Origin of the sequence: Streptomyces sp. NPDC059371, assembly GCF_042751995.1 — a bacterium.
Taxonomy (GTDB): Bacteria; Actinomycetota; Actinomycetes; order Streptomycetales; family Streptomycetaceae; genus Streptomyces.
This window is the reverse complement of record NZ_JBHYXD010000133.1, coordinates 1-20212: the sequence shown is the minus strand read 5'-3', so window position 1 is coordinate 20212 and position 20212 is coordinate 1. Positions and strand designations below refer to the sequence as shown.

At 67.1% G+C, this 20212-nt stretch carries 17 protein-coding genes and 2 pseudogenes; 13 read left to right on the top strand and 6 right to left on the bottom strand.

Annotated elements, in window-relative coordinates:
• The first annotated feature begins 123 nt into the window (after positions 1-123).
• Complete coding sequence (locus ACFXGX_RS39790) at positions 124-369, top strand: hypothetical protein (protein ID WP_384802211.1); 246 nt, start codon at positions 124-126, stop codon at positions 367-369.
• A gap of 22 nt (positions 370-391) precedes the next feature.
• On the opposite strand, the gene ACFXGX_RS39785 is transcribed toward ACFXGX_RS39790, so the two are convergent.
• The 3 genes from ACFXGX_RS39785 to ACFXGX_RS39775 all read right to left on the bottom strand — a co-directional run bounded on the left by ACFXGX_RS39785 (position 392) and on the right by ACFXGX_RS39775 (position 4021).
• Positions 392-922: a GNAT family N-acetyltransferase gene (locus tag ACFXGX_RS39785; RefSeq protein WP_384802208.1), complete on the bottom strand. Its 531-nt coding sequence runs from the start codon at positions 920-922 to the stop codon at positions 392-394.
• A gap of 415 nt (positions 923-1337) precedes the next feature.
• Complete coding sequence (locus ACFXGX_RS39780) at positions 1338-3623, bottom strand: catalase (RefSeq protein WP_384802205.1); 2286 nt, start codon at positions 3621-3623, stop codon at positions 1338-1340.
• A gap of 41 nt (positions 3624-3664) precedes the next feature.
• Positions 3665-4021: a hypothetical protein gene (locus tag ACFXGX_RS39775; RefSeq protein ID WP_384802202.1), complete on the bottom strand. Its 357-nt coding sequence runs from the start codon at positions 4019-4021 to the stop codon at positions 3665-3667.
• 64 nt (positions 4022-4085) lie between these two features.
• Between ACFXGX_RS39775 and ACFXGX_RS39770 the strand changes: the two genes are divergently transcribed.
• A complete protein-coding gene (locus tag ACFXGX_RS39770) occupies positions 4086-4340 on the top strand; it encodes a DUF6479 family protein (protein WP_384802200.1) in 255 nt (84 codons plus the stop codon).
• A 503-nt stretch (positions 4341-4843) separates the two neighbouring features.
• Here the strand turns inward: ACFXGX_RS39770 and ACFXGX_RS39765 are convergent.
• Both ACFXGX_RS39765 and ACFXGX_RS39760 read right to left on the bottom strand, forming a co-directional pair.
• The gene (locus tag ACFXGX_RS39765) at positions 4844-5257 is read right to left on the bottom strand and encodes a hypothetical protein (protein ID WP_384802197.1); all 414 of its coding nucleotides are present in this window, start codon (positions 5255-5257) and stop codon (positions 4844-4846) included.
• 34 nt (positions 5258-5291) lie between these two features.
• Complete coding sequence (locus tag ACFXGX_RS39760; RefSeq protein ID WP_384802194.1) at positions 5292-6164, bottom strand: SDR family oxidoreductase; 873 nt, start codon at positions 6162-6164, stop codon at positions 5292-5294.
• A gap of 928 nt (positions 6165-7092) precedes the next feature.
• On the opposite strand from ACFXGX_RS39760, the pseudogene ACFXGX_RS39755 reads away from it, so the two are divergent.
• The 5 genes and pseudogenes from ACFXGX_RS39755 to ACFXGX_RS39735 form a co-directional block, all read left to right on the top strand.
• Positions 7093-7888 (top strand): annotated as a pseudogene (locus ACFXGX_RS39755) (IS5 family transposase).
• Positions 7889-8014: 126 nt separating this feature from the next.
• The gene (locus tag ACFXGX_RS39750) at positions 8015-9553 is read left to right on the top strand and encodes a CHAD domain-containing protein (protein WP_384802191.1); all 1539 of its coding nucleotides are present in this window, start codon (positions 8015-8017) and stop codon (positions 9551-9553) included.
• Positions 9554-9844: 291 nt separating this feature from the next.
• A protein-coding gene (locus ACFXGX_RS39745; protein ID WP_384802188.1) for an IS5 family transposase occupies positions 9845-10638 on the top strand; the annotation gives its coding sequence in 2 pieces (ribosomal slippage) (positions 9845-10159 and positions 10162-10638; 792 coding nt in all).
• Positions 10639-10757: 119 nt separating this feature from the next.
• Positions 10758-11168, top strand: coding sequence for a hypothetical protein (locus ACFXGX_RS39740; protein WP_384802185.1), 411 nt, complete (start codon positions 10758-10760; stop codon positions 11166-11168).
• 1558 nt (positions 11169-12726) lie between these two features.
• Positions 12727-13149: pseudogene (locus ACFXGX_RS39735) on the top strand (transposase); the annotation flags it as partial.
• A gap of 790 nt (positions 13150-13939) precedes the next feature.
• Here the strand turns inward: ACFXGX_RS39735 and ACFXGX_RS39730 are convergent.
• Positions 13940-14266, bottom strand: coding sequence for an ANTAR domain-containing protein (locus ACFXGX_RS39730; protein WP_384802182.1), 327 nt, complete (start codon positions 14264-14266; stop codon positions 13940-13942).
• A gap of 710 nt (positions 14267-14976) precedes the next feature.
• Here ACFXGX_RS39730 and ACFXGX_RS39725 point away from each other — a divergent pair.
• The 6 genes from ACFXGX_RS39725 (at position 14977) to ACFXGX_RS39700 (ending at position 20058) form a co-directional block, all read left to right on the top strand.
• Positions 14977-15270 (top strand): hypothetical protein, encoded by a 294-nt coding sequence (locus ACFXGX_RS39725; RefSeq protein ID WP_384802179.1) that lies wholly within the window; start codon positions 14977-14979, stop codon positions 15268-15270.
• 263 nt (positions 15271-15533) lie between these two features.
• A complete protein-coding gene (locus ACFXGX_RS39720; protein ID WP_384802176.1) occupies positions 15534-15902 on the top strand; it encodes an STAS domain-containing protein in 369 nt (122 codons plus the stop codon).
• Positions 15903-16259: 357 nt separating this feature from the next.
• On the top strand, positions 16260-17882 hold the full coding sequence (locus ACFXGX_RS39715; protein ID WP_384802173.1) for a SpoIIE family protein phosphatase: 1623 nt from the start codon (positions 16260-16262) through the stop codon (positions 17880-17882).
• Positions 17879-18964 carry a B12-binding domain-containing protein gene (locus tag ACFXGX_RS39710; protein WP_384802170.1) on the top strand — a complete coding sequence of 362 codons (1086 nt, stop codon included), beginning with the start codon at positions 17879-17881 and terminating at the stop codon, positions 18962-18964. The genes ACFXGX_RS39715 and ACFXGX_RS39710 overlap by 4 nt, the downstream gene beginning before the upstream one ends.
• A complete protein-coding gene (locus tag ACFXGX_RS39705; RefSeq protein ID WP_384802166.1) occupies positions 18961-19464 on the top strand; it encodes an STAS domain-containing protein in 504 nt (167 codons plus the stop codon). The genes ACFXGX_RS39710 and ACFXGX_RS39705 overlap by 4 nt, the downstream gene beginning before the upstream one ends.
• Positions 19465-19500: 36 nt before the next feature.
• Positions 19501-20058, top strand: a complete 558-nt coding sequence (locus ACFXGX_RS39700) for a MarR family winged helix-turn-helix transcriptional regulator (protein ID WP_384802163.1) — start codon at positions 19501-19503, stop codon at positions 20056-20058.
• The last annotated feature ends 154 nt before the right edge of the window (positions 20059-20212 follow it).

The following is a 20212-nucleotide window of genomic DNA, read 5'->3' as shown; positions in this document are numbered from 1 at the left end:
GTCTTGTCAACAGAGCTCTCAGGCCCGGGCGTATTCAAAGGCTCGGCTCGCGCCCACGAAGGCCAACTCCCGCCGGCCTTCGCCTCCCATTAGGCGTACGCCTCCCGTAAGAACCGTGCCTACCTGCGTCGCCGCGGGATCCGTTGCACCATCCCGGACAAGGCTGACCAGGCGCGCAACCGCCAGAAGCTCGGCTCCCGTGGCGGCCGGCCGCCACATTTCGATCCGGCCGACTACCGCGAGCGCCACGCGGTCGAGTGCGGCATCAACCGCCTCAAACGCAACCGTGCTGTGGCCACCAGATATGACAAGCTCTCGGTCCGCTACGAGGCCACCGTGCTGGTCGCGGCCATCAACGAGTGGCTGTAACCAGCGCCACCACACCGCTTGCCTACAGTGTGATCCAGTAGCGGCGCTTGATGCCCTCGTCGGTGATGCGGATGTCCTCCAGAACGCCGCCATTGCGCTCGATGGTGCGCGCCGATGCGACATTGTCGTCGTCGCATGTGATGAGGACGCGGCCCAGACCGAGCGTACGGGCTTCGGGGAGAACAGCCCCAAGAGCCCACGTGGCCAGGCCGCGCTTTCGGGCGGAGGGCCGGATGCTGTATCCGATGTGCCCGCCGCTATGGAGCAGAAAGGCGTTCAGGCGGTGCCGCAGATCGATGGCTCCCAGATAGCTGTCGCCCTCGACGATCCACCAGTGGGTGGCGTGGACCCACCCATCTCTCAGGGCAACTGGCCTGTCCGACTGCTGCTGCAGTTGCTCTACCCACGCCGAGAAGGCGGCGGGGTCGTCGAGGTCAGCCTCGGGCATGAGGCCCAAGCCGGTACCGGCTTGGTGAGCGCCTGGAGACCACTCGTCACGCGCCGCGAGCCATGAGGGCTGAAGTCGACCCGTGGGCGGGATCAGTTCAGGCATGCGGGCGACGATAACACTCGAATACCACATGTGATCAGGCATTTTATGCTGGACCGTGGACCGCGACCCGTGGCCCCGCGACCGCGACCGCGGTACACCCGATGGCACGTGATCATCCACGATCAAGATCTACTTTCGATACACGGCCTAGGAGGTTGTCGCCGTCATCCGCCTCCCCAGTGCAACATCGCCTCAAGCCGAGCAGGGCGAGAGGGTGTGGCGCCGAGGACTGTAGGCTGCTCCGCCTCTTCACCGTGGTGGCGGAGGGGGCTCACTGCATCCCGGGCAAATTCGCCAGCTTCGGACTGGTCGGAACGAATCCTGTCTGCTGGGCTTTCATTGCGAGGACGGGCCATTGCCAAATGGCAGACTCAGGCTTCAGCGTACCGAGCTCCCGGCTGAGAGGTGGGGGCGGTCAGATCTGTGGGGTGAAGCGGTCCCAGGCGCGGTGCCGGGCCAGCAGCTTGATGAGGCGTTTCAGTCCGGCTTCGGCGGAGCGGGCCGTCACCACGCCAGGAGCATCGGATGCGATTCCTGCTGCCTCCAGGACCTGCTTTCCATCGCCCCATGCCCCGAGTGCCTTTCCGTGGCGGTACGCCTCGGTCAGCATGACCAGCACGCGTGGGTCGACGGTCGCGGCCGCCGCGATGTCGTCGTCCACCTTGGCGTCACGGGCTCCGTAGGCGTCGGCGCCCGGCGCGGGTGCCCCGGTCACCAGGATGGCGTCGAACTCGGTGGAACGAGCGGTGGCAAACGTGCGCTGCACCGTTACGGGTTCGCCGTCGGCGTCGTCGAGCACGCCGCCGGTCGGGGCGATCACGAGCGGCACCACTCCGGCGTCCAAGGCCGCCTGCCGGACCGCGCGGACGGCGGTGAGTTCCTGGTCGCGTGCGGTGACGATGCCGAGGACCCGTCCCTCCGGCGGCCATGTGCCGCCGAGCTGCGAGAGCGCCGGGCTGGGGGCCGGCTCGGCGAGGGCCACGGTCGGCGCGGGCGCGGGCAGGCCCAGTCCGTCGGCGACCTGCGCGCACAGTTTGGAGTCGATGTTGGCGAGTACCTTCAGCGCCCGTTCCTTGATCGCCGTTGCCCAGCATTTGCTCAGCTCAAAGGTGTAGGCCGCGACGATGTGCTCGCGCTCGGTCGGCGTCATGCTCAGCCAGAACTGCCGGGGCTGGCTGAAGTGGTCGTCGAACGAGGCTGCCGCGTCCCGGATCTTGCGGGCGGCGGGGACCTGCTCGGGCACCTCGATGTAGGCGCCGTCTTCCTCCCCGGCGAGGAAGGGGCAGCCGCCGTCCAGGGAGTTGGGCCGGTAGGGGGCCACGCCGCGGTGGACGGCCGTTTGGTGCATGCCGTCGCGGAGCATGTCGTTGACGGGGGAGTGGGGGCGGTTGATGGGCAGCTGGCCGAAGTTGGGGCCGCCGAGCCTGGTGATCTGGGTGTCGAGGTAGGAGAACAGGCGGCCCTGGAGTAGAGGATCGTTGGTGACGTCGATGCCGGGCACGAAGTGGCCCACGTGGAAAGCGACCTGTTCGGTCTCGGCGAAATAGTTCGACGGGTTGGCGTTCAGGGTGAGCAGTCCGATCGGCTGGACCGGGGCCAGTTCCTCCGGCACGAATTTGGTCGGGTCCAGCAGGTCGATGCCCTCGAAGAGCTGGTCATCGGTGTCCGGAAAGGTCTGGACCCCGAGCTCCCACTGCGGATAGGCGCCGGACTCGATCGCGTCGGCCAGGTCCCGACGGTGGAAGTCGGGGTCCACGCCCGCGGTGATCTGAGCCTCCTCCCACACCAGGGAGTGAACACCGAGCTTCGGCTTCCAGTGAAACTTCACCAGCGTCGTCGCACCTTCGGCGTTCACGAACCGGAAGGTGTGGACGCCGAAGCCCTCCATCATCCGGAAGGAGCGCGGAATGCCGCGGTCGGACATGTTCCACAGCGTGTGGTGGGTGGCCTCGGTGTGCAGGGTGACGAAGTCCCAGAACGTGTCGTGGGCGCTCTGCGCCTGCGGGATCTCCCGGTCCGGGTGCGGCTTGCCGGCGTGGATGACGTCGGGGAACTTGATCGCGTCCTGGATGAAGAAGACCGGGATGTTGTTGCCGACCAGGTCGAAGACGCCCTCGGTGGTGTAGAACTTCGTCGCGAAGCCGCGCGTGTCGCGCACGGTGTCGGCCGAACCTCGCGAGCCCAGCACGGTGGAGAAACGCACAAAGACCGGAGTTTCCACGTCCCTGCCCAGGAACGCGGCCTTGCTGAGCCGCCCGGCGGTGCCGTATCCCTGGAAGACGCCATGGGCGGCGGCCCCGCGAGCGTGCACAACCCGCTCCGGGATCCGCTCGTGATCGAAATGGGTGATCTTCTCGCGCAGGTGGTGGTCCTGCAGCAGCACCGGCCCCCGTGCACCGGCTTTCAGTGAGTGGTCGGTGTCGTGTAGCCGCGTACCCTGCGCAGTGGTCAGGAACTCACCACCCTGCGCCACCTGCTCCTGCTGTGTCCCCGTGGCCTCCCCGGTGGGGCTGACCGTGTCCGGGCCGCGCTGGTCGGACTTCGGCGGCAGCGGGCCGACCGGGTCGATCGGTTCCTCGAGCGGTGGCGGCACAGGACTCGGCGCTCCCGGGATTCCCTTGTCAGGGTGGAAGACATCCTGGACCTTCTCGGAGACCTTGCGGGTGACGGCCTTCGCGGGGGTCTTCTTCTTGGCGCTCACAGAATTCCGATCAGTGGGGGAGTCGGGCGGACTCCGGTCCGTCACAGGGGCGGTTCTCGCGAGGTCTGCGAAACGTGGGTACCCGCTTCGGCGACCTCGACGCAGTGGCACGCCCGCGTGAGGCGGAAGTTCACCCGGCGGGGCGTTTCGAGGTGGCTCAGCACCTCCGTGCAGGTCTCGGGTAGGCGGCAGCAAGTCATCCGCCTCAAAGCTGCAGAGCTGCAGTAGTTCGCGGCGCGGATACGCCCGTCCAGGACCAGCCGCGCCACGTCTAGCGGGATGTCGATGAAGCCGACGACGCTGTCGTTGCGCTCAGAGGAATTGGATTGCTGATCGTCGCGGCAAGGGCGTGTGACGTGGACGATGGGTCCACAAACAACCGTCAAAACACTGTCCACCGGGCCTCCACCAGTACTGCCTGAAGATGAGTGGTTTTGTGATGCTTCTGGGTACTCGGCATTCATGATCGATAAAACGCACACCGTACTGGCGCTCTCTTCCGTGGGTGCCCTTTGGCTGACGGTGGCGGGTGTCGCTGTGGTCGTCGTCCTGGTCGCGGCATTTGTCGTCGGAGGTCGACGTGCCACCCGGCGCAAGGTGTCCACCCCCGTGCCGAATACGGCGCAGGTCCGACGGGCCTTGGCAGACCCCGCGCAGCGCGGCGAAGGCTGGAGCACTCCTGATGACGACCCCGAACAGGGACGCCCCCGCCGCTGACAACGGACAGATCCGAAGGAGGACTCGGTCGGCGACAAAGGCAGGGCACGACCTCCATCGCCTTTCCTTCTGGCGCTCTCCACTGTTGGCCAACTCCCTCAAAGGCGGGGGCTCTGGCGTATCGCTGCCGCGCTGAACAATGGCGCGCCGCGCGGGAGCCGGCGGGCGAGCTGCGTGTCCCTCGAGCTTTGCCAGCGTTGTTATGGACTGCCCACTTTGGGCCGAGTTCTGAGAAGTGGTCGCGAGTCAGCCTCGTCGGCCGCTGTTGCCGGTGCCGATCGCCAGCTGCAATCCACCGACTGGCTGATCCGGCGGGTCCAGCCCCCTGGCGCTGCCCGCCGACGCAGGTGCGCTGACCGGCGGAAGGTGCCTGTGGTAGGCGGCTGTTCCTCTCCGTGGCATCTCATGCAGATCCCCTCGACGGCGCGGTGCGTGGGCCTTCCGCCGAAGTTATGGCTTGTCCCGCGGACATGTACTCCGCTGTGCTCCGAAGTGTCCTAGGGCTATTCTGCGGTCCCGTGGGAGACGAGGCGGTGGTAGGCCAGGTCTGCTGCTTTGAAGGATCGCACGGGCAGCAATTGGCTGCCGTCGAGTGCGTCCTGCAGGGCGGCTTGGGCGTATCCGTAGGCGGCCGTCTGCTGGGGAGGTGCTCCCTGGGGCTGCCAGGAAATCAGAAGAATCCTGTTCTGGCGCCTGCCGTCCTCGGTTGCGAAGGGCAGGTCGTAGATGACGATTCGAGGTTCGTTCGCGGGCAGTGCCAGCAGGAGTTCGTCGTGTGTCAGATTTCCTTGGCGTTCCACGGCACAGCTGTCCAGGAGATCGTTGAGCCGGTAGATCACCGTGTTGATATCCCGCTTCGACTTCAGCTCCCAGAATGCACTGATGCAGCTGTCGTCCACGGATATGTCTCTGCTCATGGCGCTCTCCTTGTGCCCACGCCCCGGATATCGCTTACGGCAGAGGGGTGCCTCCGGTGGCATTGACGATTTCCGCGGTGATGAAGCTGGCTTGTGGAGAGGCTAGGAAGACGTAGGCGGGTGCCATCTCCGCGGGCTGAGCAGGCCGGCCGAGGGGAGCCTGTTTGCCGAACTTGGTGGTGTCCGGCATCGTCGCGGGGATCAGCGGCGTCCACACCGGCCCGGGTGCCACAGCGTTGACGCGGATGCCGTCGCCCGCCACCATCTGCGCCAGGCCCTGGGTGAAGGTCACGATCGCGCCCTTGGTGGTGGCGTAGTCCAGCAGGTGCGGGCTCGGCTTGTAGGCCTGTACGGACGTGGTGTTGATGATCGAGCCACCTGCCGGTATGTGGGGCAGGGCCATTTTGCAGAGCCAGAACATGCCGTACAGATTCGTGCGCACAACCCGGTCGAACTGCTCGGTCGAGATCGCAGCGATGCCATCCGGCTGGGACATTTGGTATGCGGCGTTGTTGACGAGAATGTCGATGCGCCCGAACTCTTCGACTGTTCGTTCCACCAGGCGGCGGCACTGATCCTCATCGCGTATGTCGCACTCGACGGTGACCGCCCTGCGTCCTGCCTGTTCCACGAGCTTGCTGGTTTCGGCTGCGTCTTCCGTTTCCTGCGAGAGGTGGGAGAACGCGACGTCCGCGCCCTCCCGCGCATAGGCGAGGGCCACGGCGCGGCCGATGCCGGAGTCGCCACCGGTTACCAAGGCCTTGCGGTCCGTGAGTAGTCCACAGCCCTTGTAGGAATCTTCACCATGGTCGGGCGGCGGGTCCATGGGGCCCGTCCATCCGGGATGTTCCTGGTCCTGTTGCGGGAGGTCGGGACGGGGATGCTTGTCTACGGGGTTGTCGGGCATGGATTGCCTCCGGAGGCATTGGGCTGCGAAGCTGGCCATCTCTTTGCCGCAGCCGGCGACACATGCCGTCTGCAGGGGCGGTCACAGGACTGAGCCTGTCGGATAGTGATGTTGGTCGAGATGACGAGTACCCCTGACACCCGCGTCATGCGTAGAGTGCGGCTGCAGACATCAATGCGTCCCAGCGCGCGTCATAAGTCATAGCCCGGGAGCGGTCTGTCCCGCTTCGGACGGTCATGAGGCTGGCTGGTCTCGGATGGCCTGCTCCCCAACGCCGCGCCTGCGTACCAGCGGCCGTCCCGAGGGTGCAGCCGCCACCTCGCCGTGGCTGGTGACGATGTCAGCGGCGATCTACGATGCGAGGCCACTGGAGTCTCGGCACCCATCGGGACAGCGACGGGCGCCTGTGCCTCGTCCGCGACCTGCCCGTCATTGCCGCGCCTCGCACGCTTATGGACAACGCCGTCGTACTGGTCGTGCGTACAGAGTCAGGGCGGCTGAATGGATCGCGCACAGCTGGGTGCGGTGGATGCTCGCGGAGGCGGCCGGAGTCCCTGGGACGACGGGGAGGGGGTCGATACTGCGGCCTGCTCGGGAGTTTGTCGCCCGACCCGATGTCGGCGTCTGAGGTCGGGTTCCCTCAATCGCACCGTACGCGGCTTGATGCTGCTCCGCTGGGAGGCCTCGCGGAGCTCGTCGCATCCCTGCACACGCCTACCGCCGACCGGGCTCGGAAGCAGCGGCGGTTGTGTCCTTCCGTCATGGGTACCTGGACTGCGAAATATGTATGGGATCAGGAACAATAGAGATGACTTTCGGAGTCGCCCCCCGCTAACCGTTCCTGGCCTCACGGTGCAGACGTCAGCTCGCTCATCAGGGTTCTTTAGATGCCATTTTAGTTGGCGTGATCTTGCGGCGGTCTGAGGTGATGACTGATGCGCTTGTCGAGCGGATGGCGCCCGAAGAGTTATGGAGGTTGTTCCAGCGGGTGGTGCCGCCCGCACCGGTTCGCCGGCAGGGTGGAGGGCACCGTTGGCGAGGGGACCGCGAGGGCTGGCCGCGATCATCTTCATAGCCACCTCGCGCTGCACCTGGAACTAACTTGCGCCAGGCTTCGGGCTGTCGGGGGTCACCGCCTTCCATCGGTTCACCGAGTGGACCGAGGCCAGGGTGTGGGCCAAGCTCCACCGCTTGGTCCTGGACGAACTCGGCGCCCAGGGCGACCTGGACTGATCACCGTGCACGATCGACTCCGTCAGCGTCCGGGCCCTCAGGGGGCAACTGACAGGACCGAATCCGACCCACCGCGGCAAGAAGGGATCGAAAATCCACCTTGTCTCGACCGCCTGGGCTTGCCCCTGTCTGTCGGCATCTCCGCCGCCAACCTCCACGGCAGCCAAGCCCTTATCCCACTGGTCCGCGGCATTCCGCCCATCCGTTCCCATCGCGGCCCGCGACGTCGGCGACCCGGCAAGCGGCATGGCGACAAGGGCTACGACAACCGCCACCTGCGGCGATGGCTCGCTTCCCGAGGCATCCGGCACCGCCTCGCCCGAAAAGGCATCGAGCCATCCCGAAGCTTGGGCTGACATCGCTGGGTCGTGGAGCGGACCAGGTCGTGGCTGTCCCGGTGCCGACGCCTTCACCGCCGCTACGAGCGCAAGCCGGAACACGTCCTCGCCATCGCCGCGACCCTCATATGTCACCGCAGACTGACCAAGTGAAATGCCGCTTACGTGGTGATCGCCTACCGGGAGTGAGGAGACCGGTGTGGCTTGGGCCAGACTGCCGTCAAAGCGACAACCGGGTTCCAAAGGGTTTGAATCCCTGGATTGGGCTACGCGATGGATATGGCTCGTTCGACACGAGAGACAGAACGCAAATATGCGGCGTCCGACGCCGACATCTCCTGGCTGCCCGACCTGGCCGGTGCGGGGCCCGTCGCCTCCGTGGCCGACCAGGGGACGCAGGAACTGGACGCCGTTTACTACGACAGTGACGACCTGCGACTGACCCGCACCCGTGCGTCCCTGCGGCGCAGGACGGGTGGCACCGATGCCGGCTGGCACCTGAAACTTCCGCTTCCGGGCGACAGCCGCGAGGAGATCCAAGCCCCTCTGAGCTCGGAGGACGTTCCTGAGGAACTGCGGGATCTTGTGCTCTCCCGCACTCGCGGCGCGGGGCTGAGGCCCGTGATACGGATCCGCTCCAGCCGCTCCCTGCATCATCTCCTCGATGCGGAAGGTGACGTCCTGGCAGAGCTGAGTATGGACGAGGTGTCCGCCGAGGCGCTCCTTGACGACGAAGGACGCGCGGCCTGGACAGAGATGGAGGTCGAACTCGTCGAGGACGGCGACCCGGCCCTCCTGGACGGCGTCGAGAAAGTGCTGCGCCGGCACGGTTTCGACCGGGCACAGAGCCCCTCCAAGGTGGTCCACGCCTTGACGGAGGCCACGTTGCTCCTGGAAGACGCGCCGGGTACGCGCGCCGACGCCGTCCCGGGATCGGCCGGCGAGTACGTGCTCGCCTACATGGACCGACTCGTCGGTGCTCTCACTGACCTTGATCCCGCAGTCCGCCGCGACGCGCCCGACTCCGTCCACCAGATGCGCACCACAGCGCGCCGCCTGCGCGGCTGCCTGCGTTCCTACCGCTCAGTCCTGGACAGAAAAGCCACCGACCCCATCCGGCGCGATCTGAAGTGGCTCGCAGGCGAACTCGGCGTGGAACGCGACCACGAAGTGCTCCGCGAGCGGCTCACCTCGGGCGTGCGGGAACTGCCCGGCGAGCTGGTCCTGGGCCCGGTCGAGGCACGGCTCAAGGCCTGGGATGTGAAGCAGCGGACCGAGGCCCGCCGCCGCACGCTCGACGCGCTCGCCTCGCCCCGCTATCTGAACCTGCTGGGGCACCTGAAATCCCTCACCGAAGCGCCACCGCTGCACGCCGCCAAGGCGGCCGGCGAACCCGGGAAGGTCCTCGCCAAGGCACTCCGGAAGGAGTACCGCCGCCTCGCCGGGCGCATGGAGCCGGCGCTCGACATGGGGCCGGGTCCCGAGCGCGATACCGCGATCCACAACGCCCGCAAGGTCGCCAAGAGGCTCCGCTACGCCGCGGAGGCGGCCCGCCCGGCCCTGGGCAAGCCCGCACGGCGTCTCGGTAAGCGCGCCAAGGCCGTGCAGCGGGTGAGCGGAGCCCAGCACGACAGTGTGGTGACGCGGGCCACCCTGCACCGGTTCGCGGTCCTCTCCCACGCGGCGGGGGAGCCCGGCTTCACCTGGGGCGTCCTGCACAGCCACGAGGGGGCCGCGGCCGGCGCCCGGGAGCGACAGCTTCCGCACGCTTGGGCCAAGACCCGCGCAGCAGCGCGGAGGAAAGCCCTCCGGTCCTGAGGAGCCCAGACGGCATCCCAGGGCGCTCCCGCCGACGGGCCAGGGGAGCGCCCTTTGGAGTGCGCACAGCAGCACCGACTATCCCCATGGAGTCGTGTCCCTCGACAGCGGGAGCGTTCTTGGCCGCTCGGCACCGCGTTCCGTTTTCTGACCTGATGTTTGATCAAGAGTGGCTGATGGTCGATCAGATGACCCTTAGAGCTCGTAACACGATCTTGTTGAGGTGCCCTGGTTGGGCGTGACCGATGTGACGATTCGGCCGTTCGGGAGAGTGTGAGTACTCGGCCATGGATGGTGGATGACGACTTGTGGGCGCTGATCGAGCCGCTGCTGCCGCCCTGGCCTGAGCGATCACCGGGGCCGCGGCCGGTGGCGGACCGGCTGTGTCTGCAGGGCATCCTGTATGTCCTCCATAACGACATAGCCTGGCAACTGCTGCCGCTGGAGCTGGGGTTCGGCTCCGGACAGACCTGCTGGCGCCGTCTGGAGCGGTGGCAGCAGGCAGGAGTCTTCGACCGGCTGCACCGCATTCTGCTCGCCGAGCTGAGTGCGGCCGGCGAACTCGACTGGTCCCGCGCGTGTGTGGACGGCTCCCACATCCGCGCGAAAAAGGGGGCGCCGACACCGGTCCGTCACCGGTTGACCGGCGGAAGACGGGCAGCAAGCACCACTTGATCTGCGACGGACGAGGCACCCCGCTCAAAGTCATCACCACCGCTGCCAACGTCAACGACGTCACCCAGACCCTCGCCCTGGTCGACGGCGTCCCGCCCGTGGCCGGACGTCCCGGCCGGCCACGCCGCCGCCCCGATTCGCTGCTCGGCGACAAGGGCTACGACTCCAACCCCCACCGCGAGGAGCTGCGCAAGCGCCGGATCCTGCCGGTCATCTCCCGCAAGGGCGCCCCGAACATCAAGGGCCTGGGCAAGCTCCGCTACGTCGTCGAGCAGACCTTCGCCCTCCTCCACCAGTTCAAACGCCTCGCCGTCCGCTGGGAACGCCGAACCGAACTCCACGACGCCTTCGTCTCATTGGCCTGCGGCCTCATCGGCTGGAGGCGGCTTCGGAAGCCCAAGAACGACTGATCGGTGTCAGGGCAGGCCAAGGCGCCAGCTGGCTGCTTCAGAGCGTTGGTACTCTCCGCATCTACGGCGAAGCGGGGGAGATGATCGTGGGAGCGGAGCCGTCAAGTCGTGTACGGGCAGTGCTCGATTCCATCGGCCTCCAATTCTTTGTCAATGAAGTTCCGTCGGCAAGATTCACTGCACTCGAGGCTCTCCAGTTTATGGAGAGTGCGTATTCACGGCCGGTGGTCTCCGTCAAGAAATCCTTGCCAAATGCGGTGAAGAAAATTGGTGAAGAATGGCACTGTGCAGCAGAACGTGCAGGACTGTTCACGGCGGATGGGAAGTTTTTCGTACTGCTGGCCAGTGTTGAAATCGACGATGTGGGATGGCTGTGCGTGAAAGACCCGATCGGTGCGAATCTGCCCGGCCGCCTGCTCTCCAAAAATGGGTCAATTGAGTTTGTTGCCATGTCCGGCAACGGCAAGATGGTCTGTTCTGTCATGGATGAAGGAAACGACTACTGGGTGCTCAGTGAAGAGGTCCAGTGACATCGTCGCCGTAGCCCATGACCTGCAAGAGTCTCCGTCCACGCGGCGCAACGACCGGCGGAGCCCTGGACCGAAGGCGGCCGCGTGCACTGGCCGAGACCTACGGATATAGAAGTTGCAAGCAGCGCCCACAAGTCGTCGTCCACGATCCACGGCCGAGCGCTCACACCATCCTGAACGGCCGAATCATCACACCGGTCACGCCCGACCAGGAAACTTTGACAAGATCGTGTTACGAGCCCTTAGCGGCTTCCGTCTCCGGGAGGTGAATCGTCAGGGTCGACGCCGGTGTAGGCGGAGGCATCCTTTTCACCGCTGGGACGGCGGGACTGTCCGTGGCGCCCGGTGTCGTGCATGCCTTTGGACTTACCCCGGTCCTCGGCACGTGCGGTCAGGCTGTCCGCAGGCGTGCCCTCTCCTGATGCTTCTTTCTCCTTCCGCGTAGGCATCTTGCGGGGCCTGTCGGGCTCCGGGGCGTACTTGTCGGGGTGGAAGGAGCGGTGGGGGCTGGGATTCGACTGTTGTGACTCGTCGTTCACGGACGGACCCCAGCGCAGTTGGCGCTCTCCCTCGGATGTGCGTGACTGCGGTCCCTGTGGGGGCTGCTTCGCTGACTTTGCCATGGCGGGACCTCTCGTTCTCGGGCGGTGTGTGGTGGTTCTTGTGGCGCGGCGGACGGGCCGAACCACGGACACCACAAAGCGCCGAGTGTCCCGTCACACATATGCAAAACGTGATAAAGCGTTCACTCCCCCTCTGTCGGCGTGGTGGAGGCTTCTTTCCTGCAGTGGGGGAAGGCGGCGTCTGCTTCGGGCGGGCAGAGCGGGCGTGAGCGGACGGACTTGGATTCCTGCCGGCCTTCCCGCTGCTTGTAAGCCCGGCATGGTGCCGGTCAGGCTCCGGGGTGGCGGTAACGGTCTGAACTGGGATCTTGTCCAAGTTGTGTGGGCTCACTACTCGTTGTAGCTGTTGATCTTTGCGGCGGGGTTCGGAAATCGCCTTGATTTCGCTCCTCGTATGACTGATGTGCTCGACATCCGGTCGCCGTGAACGAAGACCCGTCTCCGGTGCAAGAGCTGCTGTTCCCGTCGGATACGAACGTCGTGATCACGTCCGCCGTGACGGACGGTGAGGCGATCCGCATCGAAGAGTGGTGCGCCGCGAGCAACGCCTGTTGCCCGGTTTGCGGGGGTTGGTCGGCTCAGGTCCACGGTCCTACCTGCGTTTTCCCGCGGACCTGGCCTGTGCCGACGGCCGTGCGTACTTGCGCTGCGGGTTCGCCGGTTCGTCTTGCGCGGTCCCGGAGTGCCCGCGGCGCACGTTCGTCGACCAGGTGTCGGGACTCACCAGGCGTCACGGCCGGACCACCGAGCGTCTGCGGTCGGCGATGAGCTAGGTCGGGCTGGCACTGGCCGGGTGGGCCGGCGCCCACCTCGCCGCGCATCTGGGCATCGTGACCCAGCCGCAACACGCTGCTGCGGCGGGTGATGGACCTGCCTGACCCGCCAGCGACGCAGCCCCGCGCCGTCGGCGTGGACGACTTTGCGTCCGTCGTGGTCACGTCTACGGAACGGTCATGATCGACACCGAGACCCACCAGATCCTCGACCTGCTGCCCGAGCGCGACGCCGCCACCCTCGTCCCATGGCTCGCGGCCCCTCCCGGAATCCAGGTCATCTGCCGCGACCGCGCCAGCGCCTACGCCGAGGCGGCCGACACCGCCGCACCCCAGGCCCTCCAGGTCGCCGACAGGTTCCATCTCTGGCAGAACCTCGCCTCCGCCGTCGAGAAGACCGATGCGCCCACCGCTCCCGCCTGCGCGACGTGCCGCTGCCAGACCCAGAGCCGTAGCCGGCCTGGGAGACGCCGAACGGGGCGGCCCCCGGCCAGACCGACGAAACGGACGCACCGACAGGCAAGTTCGCCGAACGAGCCCGTGTCCACCATGCTCTCGTTCACGAACTCCTCGCCCAGGGCATGAACCTGCGGGGAGTCGCACAGCATCTGGGCTGGGGCCGACACACCGTGCAGCGGTAAGCACGCGCGGCCCGTTGGCAGGACATGGCCAAGGGCCGCAAACGGCAGCTCCCGAGCAAGTTCGACCCGTTCAAGCCCGCCCTGGCCGAACGCTGGGCCCCTCTACCGTGAGATCACCGCCCGGGGATTCCGCGGTCACTACACCATTGTCCGCGACTGGATCCAACGCGACCTGCCCCAGCGGGAAGGCTTCACACCGGCTCCGCGACCGCCGTCGGTACGACAGGTGACCAGCTGGCTCACTCGGCACCCGGCCATCCTGACCGAAGAGGAGATACTCCACCGCAAGGCCGTGCTCGACCGCTGCCCGGCAGTGGCTTCCGCCGCAGAACTATCCAGCTCGTTCGCGGAAATGCTCACCACACCCGACGGACTGCGCCTCCCCGAGTGGATCACCCAGGGCGGTGACCTCGGGCCTGCCCGGCATCAGCGCCTTCGCAGCCGGGTTGGGAGGCGACTTCGACGCGGTGACCGCCGGACCGAACCACCGACTGGAACTCCGGCCCAGTCCAAGGAGCAGTCAACCGGATCAAGATGCTCGAACGAAAAATGTTCGGCCGCGCCGGATTCCCGCTCATCCGGAAACGCGTCCTCCTCACGTGACACTCCGTCACGGGCCCACACAGCTTGGGCCAGACCCCAGTTCAGACCGTTAACGCCACCGAGTGTCGGAGCGTGCGGGAGAACATGCCCTTTCCCTCTGCCGAGACCTCGGATATGCAACGTGCGGATACTCAGAGTTTCCTGCGCGAGGGAGCGGGGCGCTGGTGCCGGATGGCCTCTTCCAGGGCGATCCGAAGACCCAGGTTGAGCTCGCCCGTGGACGCCCAGGCCGTGAGCAGCTCGGCGATGCGACCCAGGGCAATACCCGTGCGCCGGGAGACCTCGGATAGCGCAAGCCGTGCCTGGCCCGTCTCCAGCCGCCCCAGGGCCATCATCACGCCCGTCGCTCGCTCAATCACGGCCTGCTCGGCCTCCTCGCGGCGGGGTCGACCACAAGGCGACACCTCGGTGCCGCCCTCAGAACGCTCGCCGTGTCCGATAGTCGGCAGCTGGCTCACCTGCGCTCGCCTCCATAGGTCCCTCGCTCGACCATTCATTACGCCAGGGCCCCAACGCGGCTTGAACCGATACACCGCGTCGGTCAGCTCGACGCCAGTCTGGTCGGCGGTCGCGGGTCTCGCTCTCCCCGTCACCCGCCGCGCGCTCGCGGAGCGCGGGGGTGTCAGTCTGTCGGCTCGTCCGGCACCGGCTGCTCGGGGCGGGGGCTGCCGGAGTGCGGGGCGCCCCTGGGGCCGGTGCCCGCCTCGACCGTGTCGGGGATCTCTGTGCCGGGCCTCTCCACGTCCTCGGCTTCTCCTTCCGCGCCGTCGCGCTCTGCCCTGGTCCGGCGGCTCTCGAGTGACTGCCCGGGTACGCCTACGGCGTCCAAGGGTCCTCGTCGGGTGCGGCCTGCTGATCGGGCAGGTCCCTCGGCATGGGCTTCGGCATCGGCCCCTCACCAGTCCCGGGGCCTTGCGGGCGGGGCTCGCTCATGGTGACCTCATCTCCTCGCGCGGCTGTGGCGTGACGCGCAAGTACCCCTCTCGTTCCTGATGATGCCATTGATCGCCGGACTGTCCCGCGTCGGTCCGGCGCCGACGATTCCGCGCGGGGACGACCCCGCTGCCGCTTCCTGAGCAGCGGCTCGCACTACCAGGGGCTCCCCTCCACCGACGGGATCGACTGGCGGGGCGAGGAGCCAGGCTCGTACGCCGACAGCAAGCTGTTCGTGACAGCGCTCGCGGCCGCCGTGGCCCGCCTGCGCCCCGAAGGGCTGAGCAACCCCGTGGACCCGGGCTGGGTGCCCACCAAGATGGGTGGCCCTGGCGCGCCCGACGATCTCAAGCTCGGGCACCGGACGCAGGCGTGGCTGGCCGCCGGTGACGATCCGCAGGCCATGACCAGTGGCGGCTACTGGTACCACCAAGAGCGGCAGCAGCCGCACCCTGCCGTGCACGACCAGGGCTCCCAGGACCGCCTGTTGTACACGCTGCGCGAAGAGACCGGTACCACCCTGGGCTGACGCGCGGACCGCCACTCAGCGTGTCAGCAGACTTCGTGCCATCAGCCCCGTCCCCCGACGAGGGGACGAGACCGGGCACACGGAGCCGCCCCCACCACGGGTACGCCTCGTCGGTCGCCTCGCCGAAGTTCATGGCGCCGCGCGGATCCCGTCAGAGAACTGACCACCACGTTGTCGCGGCGCCTGGGCTTGGTGCACCAGGTGCGCCAGTTTGGCATCGAGCTGGTCGGTCGCCCGGTTGCGGGCGAACCTGGAGAACGTGGGTGGAGGCCGAGCTGCTTCCTGCTGAACCCAGGCTTTTCGTCTGGATCGGGGAGCGGCGCCCGGGTGAAGTATTGGCGGATGTCGAAATTCTCGACCAGAGGCAGAAGCCGGTCGTGCGGGTACGTCGAGAGCAGGGAGCTCTGCGAGCCAGCACCCATGGGCCCCAGCGGCGGGTGCTCGATCTGAGCGCGGTCACTTTCATGGACTCCAGCGCCATCAACGTCCTGGTGCTCGCCAACCGGGATGCCAATGCGACCGGGGGGTGGCTGCGGATGGCAGGCCTGACCGAACCGGCGCGACGCGAGATCGTCGGTCTCGACACGGTCATTCCCTGCTATTCCACGCTCACCCAAGCTCTCGCCGCCTGATCGGAGCGGGCACGCGGTGCCGGCATCAGCGTTCTTTGCAGCTTCTTCACACCCTGCGCAGAGGGCGGGGGAAGAGAGCCGCAGTCGGACTATCAAACATCACCACAGGCTTTTGACCTGCACTTTTTATGTTCAGGGTGATGGCATCTTCCCTAGGGCAACGCGATCGTTGTGGTTCTTTCGGAGCTGTCGCTTATCGCCGAGGGCGCCCGTATGAGGCACGGAGCGGTGGGCGGGTTGCCACGAGGCGGTCTCGTGAAGGATGGTTGCCGCAGGACAACATTTCCGATCGGATGAGGTGAGGGGTTCGCGTAGCGGGCCTTAACGTTTGTGACCTTCCTTCAGCAGGACCCTGCCGTGAGCGTTGACGCTCCGGCGTACGTGCCGTGGGCGTCCGTCCCCTACCCGGTTGTGATCGCTGACCGGGCCGGTACGGTCAGCTACACCAATGAGTGCGCGAAGACTCTCTTCGCCGGCATCCGTTCCGGTTCTGCTCTGTCCGACGCGGTGCCGGCCTGGCTGGCCGATGCGCACACTCATCGGGCTGCACGTGGGCTGCGTGAGGCTGTGCTGGCGTCCGGGCCGGTGGGAGAGCACAGCTTTGATGCGCATCCGACTGTGCAGGACGACGGCAGCGTCATCTGGTGGCTGGTGGAGGACACCGACCTGCGACTCGCCCGTGAAGCGCTGCGTATCGAGCGGGAGCGGACCGCGTTCCTCGCCGAGGCCTCCAACACGCTGCTCTCCTCGCTCAACCTGGAGCGGTGCATGGATGTGACCGCGCAACTGGCCGCCGAATACCTTGCAGATGCCGCGCTGGTCATCGCCCCGCGCCAGGCTCGCCGGCTGCCGGTCGTCGTCTGCGTGCAGGGTGGTAGCCCGCGGCGCGTCCAGTGGGACGTTGACCCTGACGAGGTTCCCGGTCTGGGGGAGGCCCTGCAGGGCTTTCCGCCGGTGCCGTCACGGTGGATCGACCCCTCCTCCGCTCCTGCCTGGCTGGTCCCCGACGGATTCGGCCCGGTGGGCTCGATAGTGGTCACACCGCTGCCCGGGCACGGTGTTCCGGGGGGTGCGCTGGTCCTGCTACGGCGTAGCGGAGAGACCGCGTTCAGTGAGGGTGAGGAAGTCTTCGCCCGCCTCTTCGCAGCTCGTGCGGGCGCCGCGATGTCCGCGGCTCGCCTCTATGCCGAGCAGTCCTCGCTCACCCAGACGTTGATGCGGGATCTGCTGCCCCCGACTCTGAGCCAGATCTTGGGGGTCGACTTCGCCGGCGGCTACCGGGCCGCGAAAGACCACGAGCGGGTCGGCGGTGACTTCTACGACGTCCACCCCGCCGCCACCGCTGGCGAAGCCTCGTTCGCGGTTCTGGGCGACGTGTGCGGCAAGGGACTTGAAGCAGCTGTCCTGACGGGCAAGATCCGCAACACCCTGCAGGCACTCCTGCCGCTCACCAAAGACCATCAGCGGATGATCGACCTGCTCAACACGTCCCTGCTCAACTCTCACCAGGCCCTCTTCGCCACACTCGTCATGGTCTCCACGGTGCGCGAGGCACATCTGGTGCAACTCCGCGTCACCAGCGCCGGTCACCCACCCGTTCTGATCGTGCGCGGCAACGGCACGGTCGAGGAGGGCAGCTCCCGCGGCACGCTGGTCGGCGCGCTGCCACAGGCCCGGGCAACGACCGTTTCGGAGACGCTGGCCCCGGGCGAATTCTGCCTGTTGTACTCGGACGGCATCACCGAAGCCAAGGGCGGCCCGCTCGGCGACGAGATGTTCGGGGAGGACCGGCTGAAGGAAGCGCTCGCCCAGTGCGCCGGGATGCCGGCCGAGGCGATCGTCGAGCACGTGCAGATGCTCGCCTCCCAGTGGGTCGGCACTCAGGGACACGACGACATGGCCGTCATGGTCATCGCCGCCCCGCGCACGCACCATCTCAGCGCCGTGAACGGCCACACCCGGGGCAGGTTCACCGCATGACCTCCACCGCAGCCCTCCCGAACGACCAATGGCGAAATGAGCTCTGGGAGGCGGTCTCCACCGGCAACGAGCAGTTGGCCACGGGCACGCTCTTCGAGGCCCTCGAAGCCGGCACGAACCCGGAAAGCGTGCTCCTGGACCTCATCGCGCCAGTACAGCGCAGGATCGGCGAGGAATGGGCGGCCAACCGCATCACCGTCGCACAGGAACACGCCGCCACCGCGATCAACGACCGCGCGATCGCAGCCCTGTCCCACCACTACGCCGCCCACACCGCGGCCGCCCGGGGCCGGGTTCTGGTGGCGTGCGTGGACGGGGAATGGCACGGGCTGCCAGCGCGCCTCCTGGCCGAGGTCCTCAAACTGCGCGGCTGGAACGTCGACTTCCTCGGCGCGCAGATCCCCACCAGCCACCTGATCATGCACATCCACCAGACCGGGCCCGACCTGGTCGCGTTGTCCAGTTCGATCGCGACCCGTCTGCCCACCGCCCACGCCACGATCACCGCGGTCCAGGCCACCGGCACCCCCGTCCTGGTCGGCGGAGCGGCCTTCGGCCCGCACGGGCAGTACGCCCGCCTGCTGGGCGCCGACATCTGGGCACCGGACGCGCAAACGGCCGCGGACCGGCTCGAACAGGGACCGGTGCCGCGTCCGGGACCGGCGCACCAGCCCATCGACGATCTGCCGCACCTGGCCGACCAGGAATACACGATGGTCGCCCGCACCCGCACCTCCCTGGTGCGCACCGTCATGAGCGGGCTGGAAGCACGTTTTCCCGCGATGCGCGACTACACCACCGCGCAGCGGCAGCACACGGCGGAGGACATCGCGCACATCGTGGACTTCCTCGCCACCGCCCTCTACACCGGCGATCCGGACCTCTTCAGCGACTTCCTCACCTGGACCGCCGGCATCCTCACCGCCCGCAAGGTCCCCGCCCACTCCCTCATCCCGGCTCTGGGCATCCTGGCCGAGCAGCTCAAGGACTTCCCCCGCGCCACCTCCATCCTCCGCCAGGCCACCGACCGCCTCTCCGGCACAGGGTCAGTGATCGCCTCCGACTCCAGGAATCACGCATGACGCCGCAGACCGGATTCGACCCCGCCCACCTCCGTCTGACCCGCGAGCCCAGCGACAGCGCGAGCGCAGTACACCTGGACGTACACGGGTACGTCGACTACGAGAGCGTCGAGTACTTCATGGCCGGCGCCATCGCACACCTTTCCGCACCCGGTCTGCGCGCTCTGCATCTTGGCTGCGGCGGTCTGAACGGCCTGGACTCCATGGGCCTGTCCACGCTGCTGATGCTGCGCCGCCGCACCGACGCCGCCGGTGTCACCCTGCACCTGGACCACCGGAGCCCGGCTCTTGAACGACTGCTGGAGATCACCGGCACCCTCGACTATCTCGTCCCCGGCCATGCGGCTGAGGCCGACAGGGAACCTGCGTCCCAGCGTATGACCTATGGTCATACGACAGAGGACGCTGTCCAGGCTGGCATGCTCGCCGATCCGGGAGGCCTAGGCCACCGCTCTGCCGAGGACATCAGCGGCTGCCCCCCCCGGATGACCTGGGAGTGACACGAGGATTAAAGGCCCCTTTTGGATGGGAATCGCATGACCGAGCGCACCCGCCCAGCCCGTGAAAGCGTGCGCGCTGCCGCCCGACAGGTCACCGGCGTCGCGGAGCTCCTTGATGTCCTGTGGGAACAGTCCCGCAACACCAATCCGCCTCCGTACATCCCGGTCTCTCAACTGCGGGTGATGTACATCGTGGACCGTGAGAACGGCATCCGGATGCGCGCTCTCACCAAGATCCTGGGTGCCGCACCGCCCTCGGTGTCCCGCCTCGTCGACCGGCTCCAGGCCCTCGGCTTCATCGAACGCCGGCCCTGCCCCGACAGCCGCCGCGAACTCACCCTCGCCCTCACTGCGGCGGGCCGTACTCACCTTGCCCGGATCCGTGAACGCCGCGATGACCTTCTCGCGCACACTCTGACCGCCATGCCCGAACATCAGCGCACCGCGCTGGTCGAAGGCCTTGCCGGATTGCAAGAAGCTCTGGTCCATGAGCCCACGCTGCGCCTGGTTCCGGCAGAGGCTCCGGCTGCGTCTCCCGCGGATCAGAAGGCGGGACGGGTATCCACCCCAGGTGTGCGGCGCAAAGTCTCGTGATGACGACCGGAGGCGCCGTGTTGGAGGCCTATGGTTCCCGGCGTCACGGCCACCTCCGGCCATGACCTGCCGCTACCCCGAATCTGCGCATTCACCGCTTTCGTCACATGCGTGACAGCGATATGCGGGTGGGCCCCACACCATGGTGTGGGGC

What these genes read in the sequence shown, in the direction of transcription:
- ACFXGX_RS39750 (WP_384802191.1), top strand. Translation starts at nt 8,015, where the DNA reads ATGGCTCGTTCGACACGAGAGACAGAACGCAAATATGCGGCGTCCGAC.
- ACFXGX_RS39765 (WP_384802197.1), bottom strand. Translation starts at nt 5,257, where the DNA reads ATGAGCAGAGACATATCCGTGGACGACAGCTGCATCAGTGCATTCTGG.
- ACFXGX_RS39705 (WP_384802166.1), top strand. Translation starts at nt 18,961, where the DNA reads ATGACGCCGCAGACCGGATTCGACCCCGCCCACCTCCGTCTGACCCGC.
- ACFXGX_RS39710 (WP_384802170.1), top strand. Translation starts at nt 17,879, where the DNA reads ATGACCTCCACCGCAGCCCTCCCGAACGACCAATGGCGAAATGAGCTC.
- ACFXGX_RS39760 (WP_384802194.1), bottom strand. Translation starts at nt 6,164, where the DNA reads ATGCCCGACAACCCCGTAGACAAGCATCCCCGTCCCGACCTCCCGCAA.
- ACFXGX_RS39785 (WP_384802208.1), bottom strand. Translation starts at nt 922, where the DNA reads ATGCCTGAACTGATCCCGCCCACGGGTCGACTTCAGCCCTCATGGCTC.
- ACFXGX_RS39700 (WP_384802163.1), top strand. Translation starts at nt 19,501, where the DNA reads ATGACCGAGCGCACCCGCCCAGCCCGTGAAAGCGTGCGCGCTGCCGCC.
- ACFXGX_RS39770 (WP_384802200.1), top strand. Translation starts at nt 4,086, where the DNA reads ATGATCGATAAAACGCACACCGTACTGGCGCTCTCTTCCGTGGGTGCC.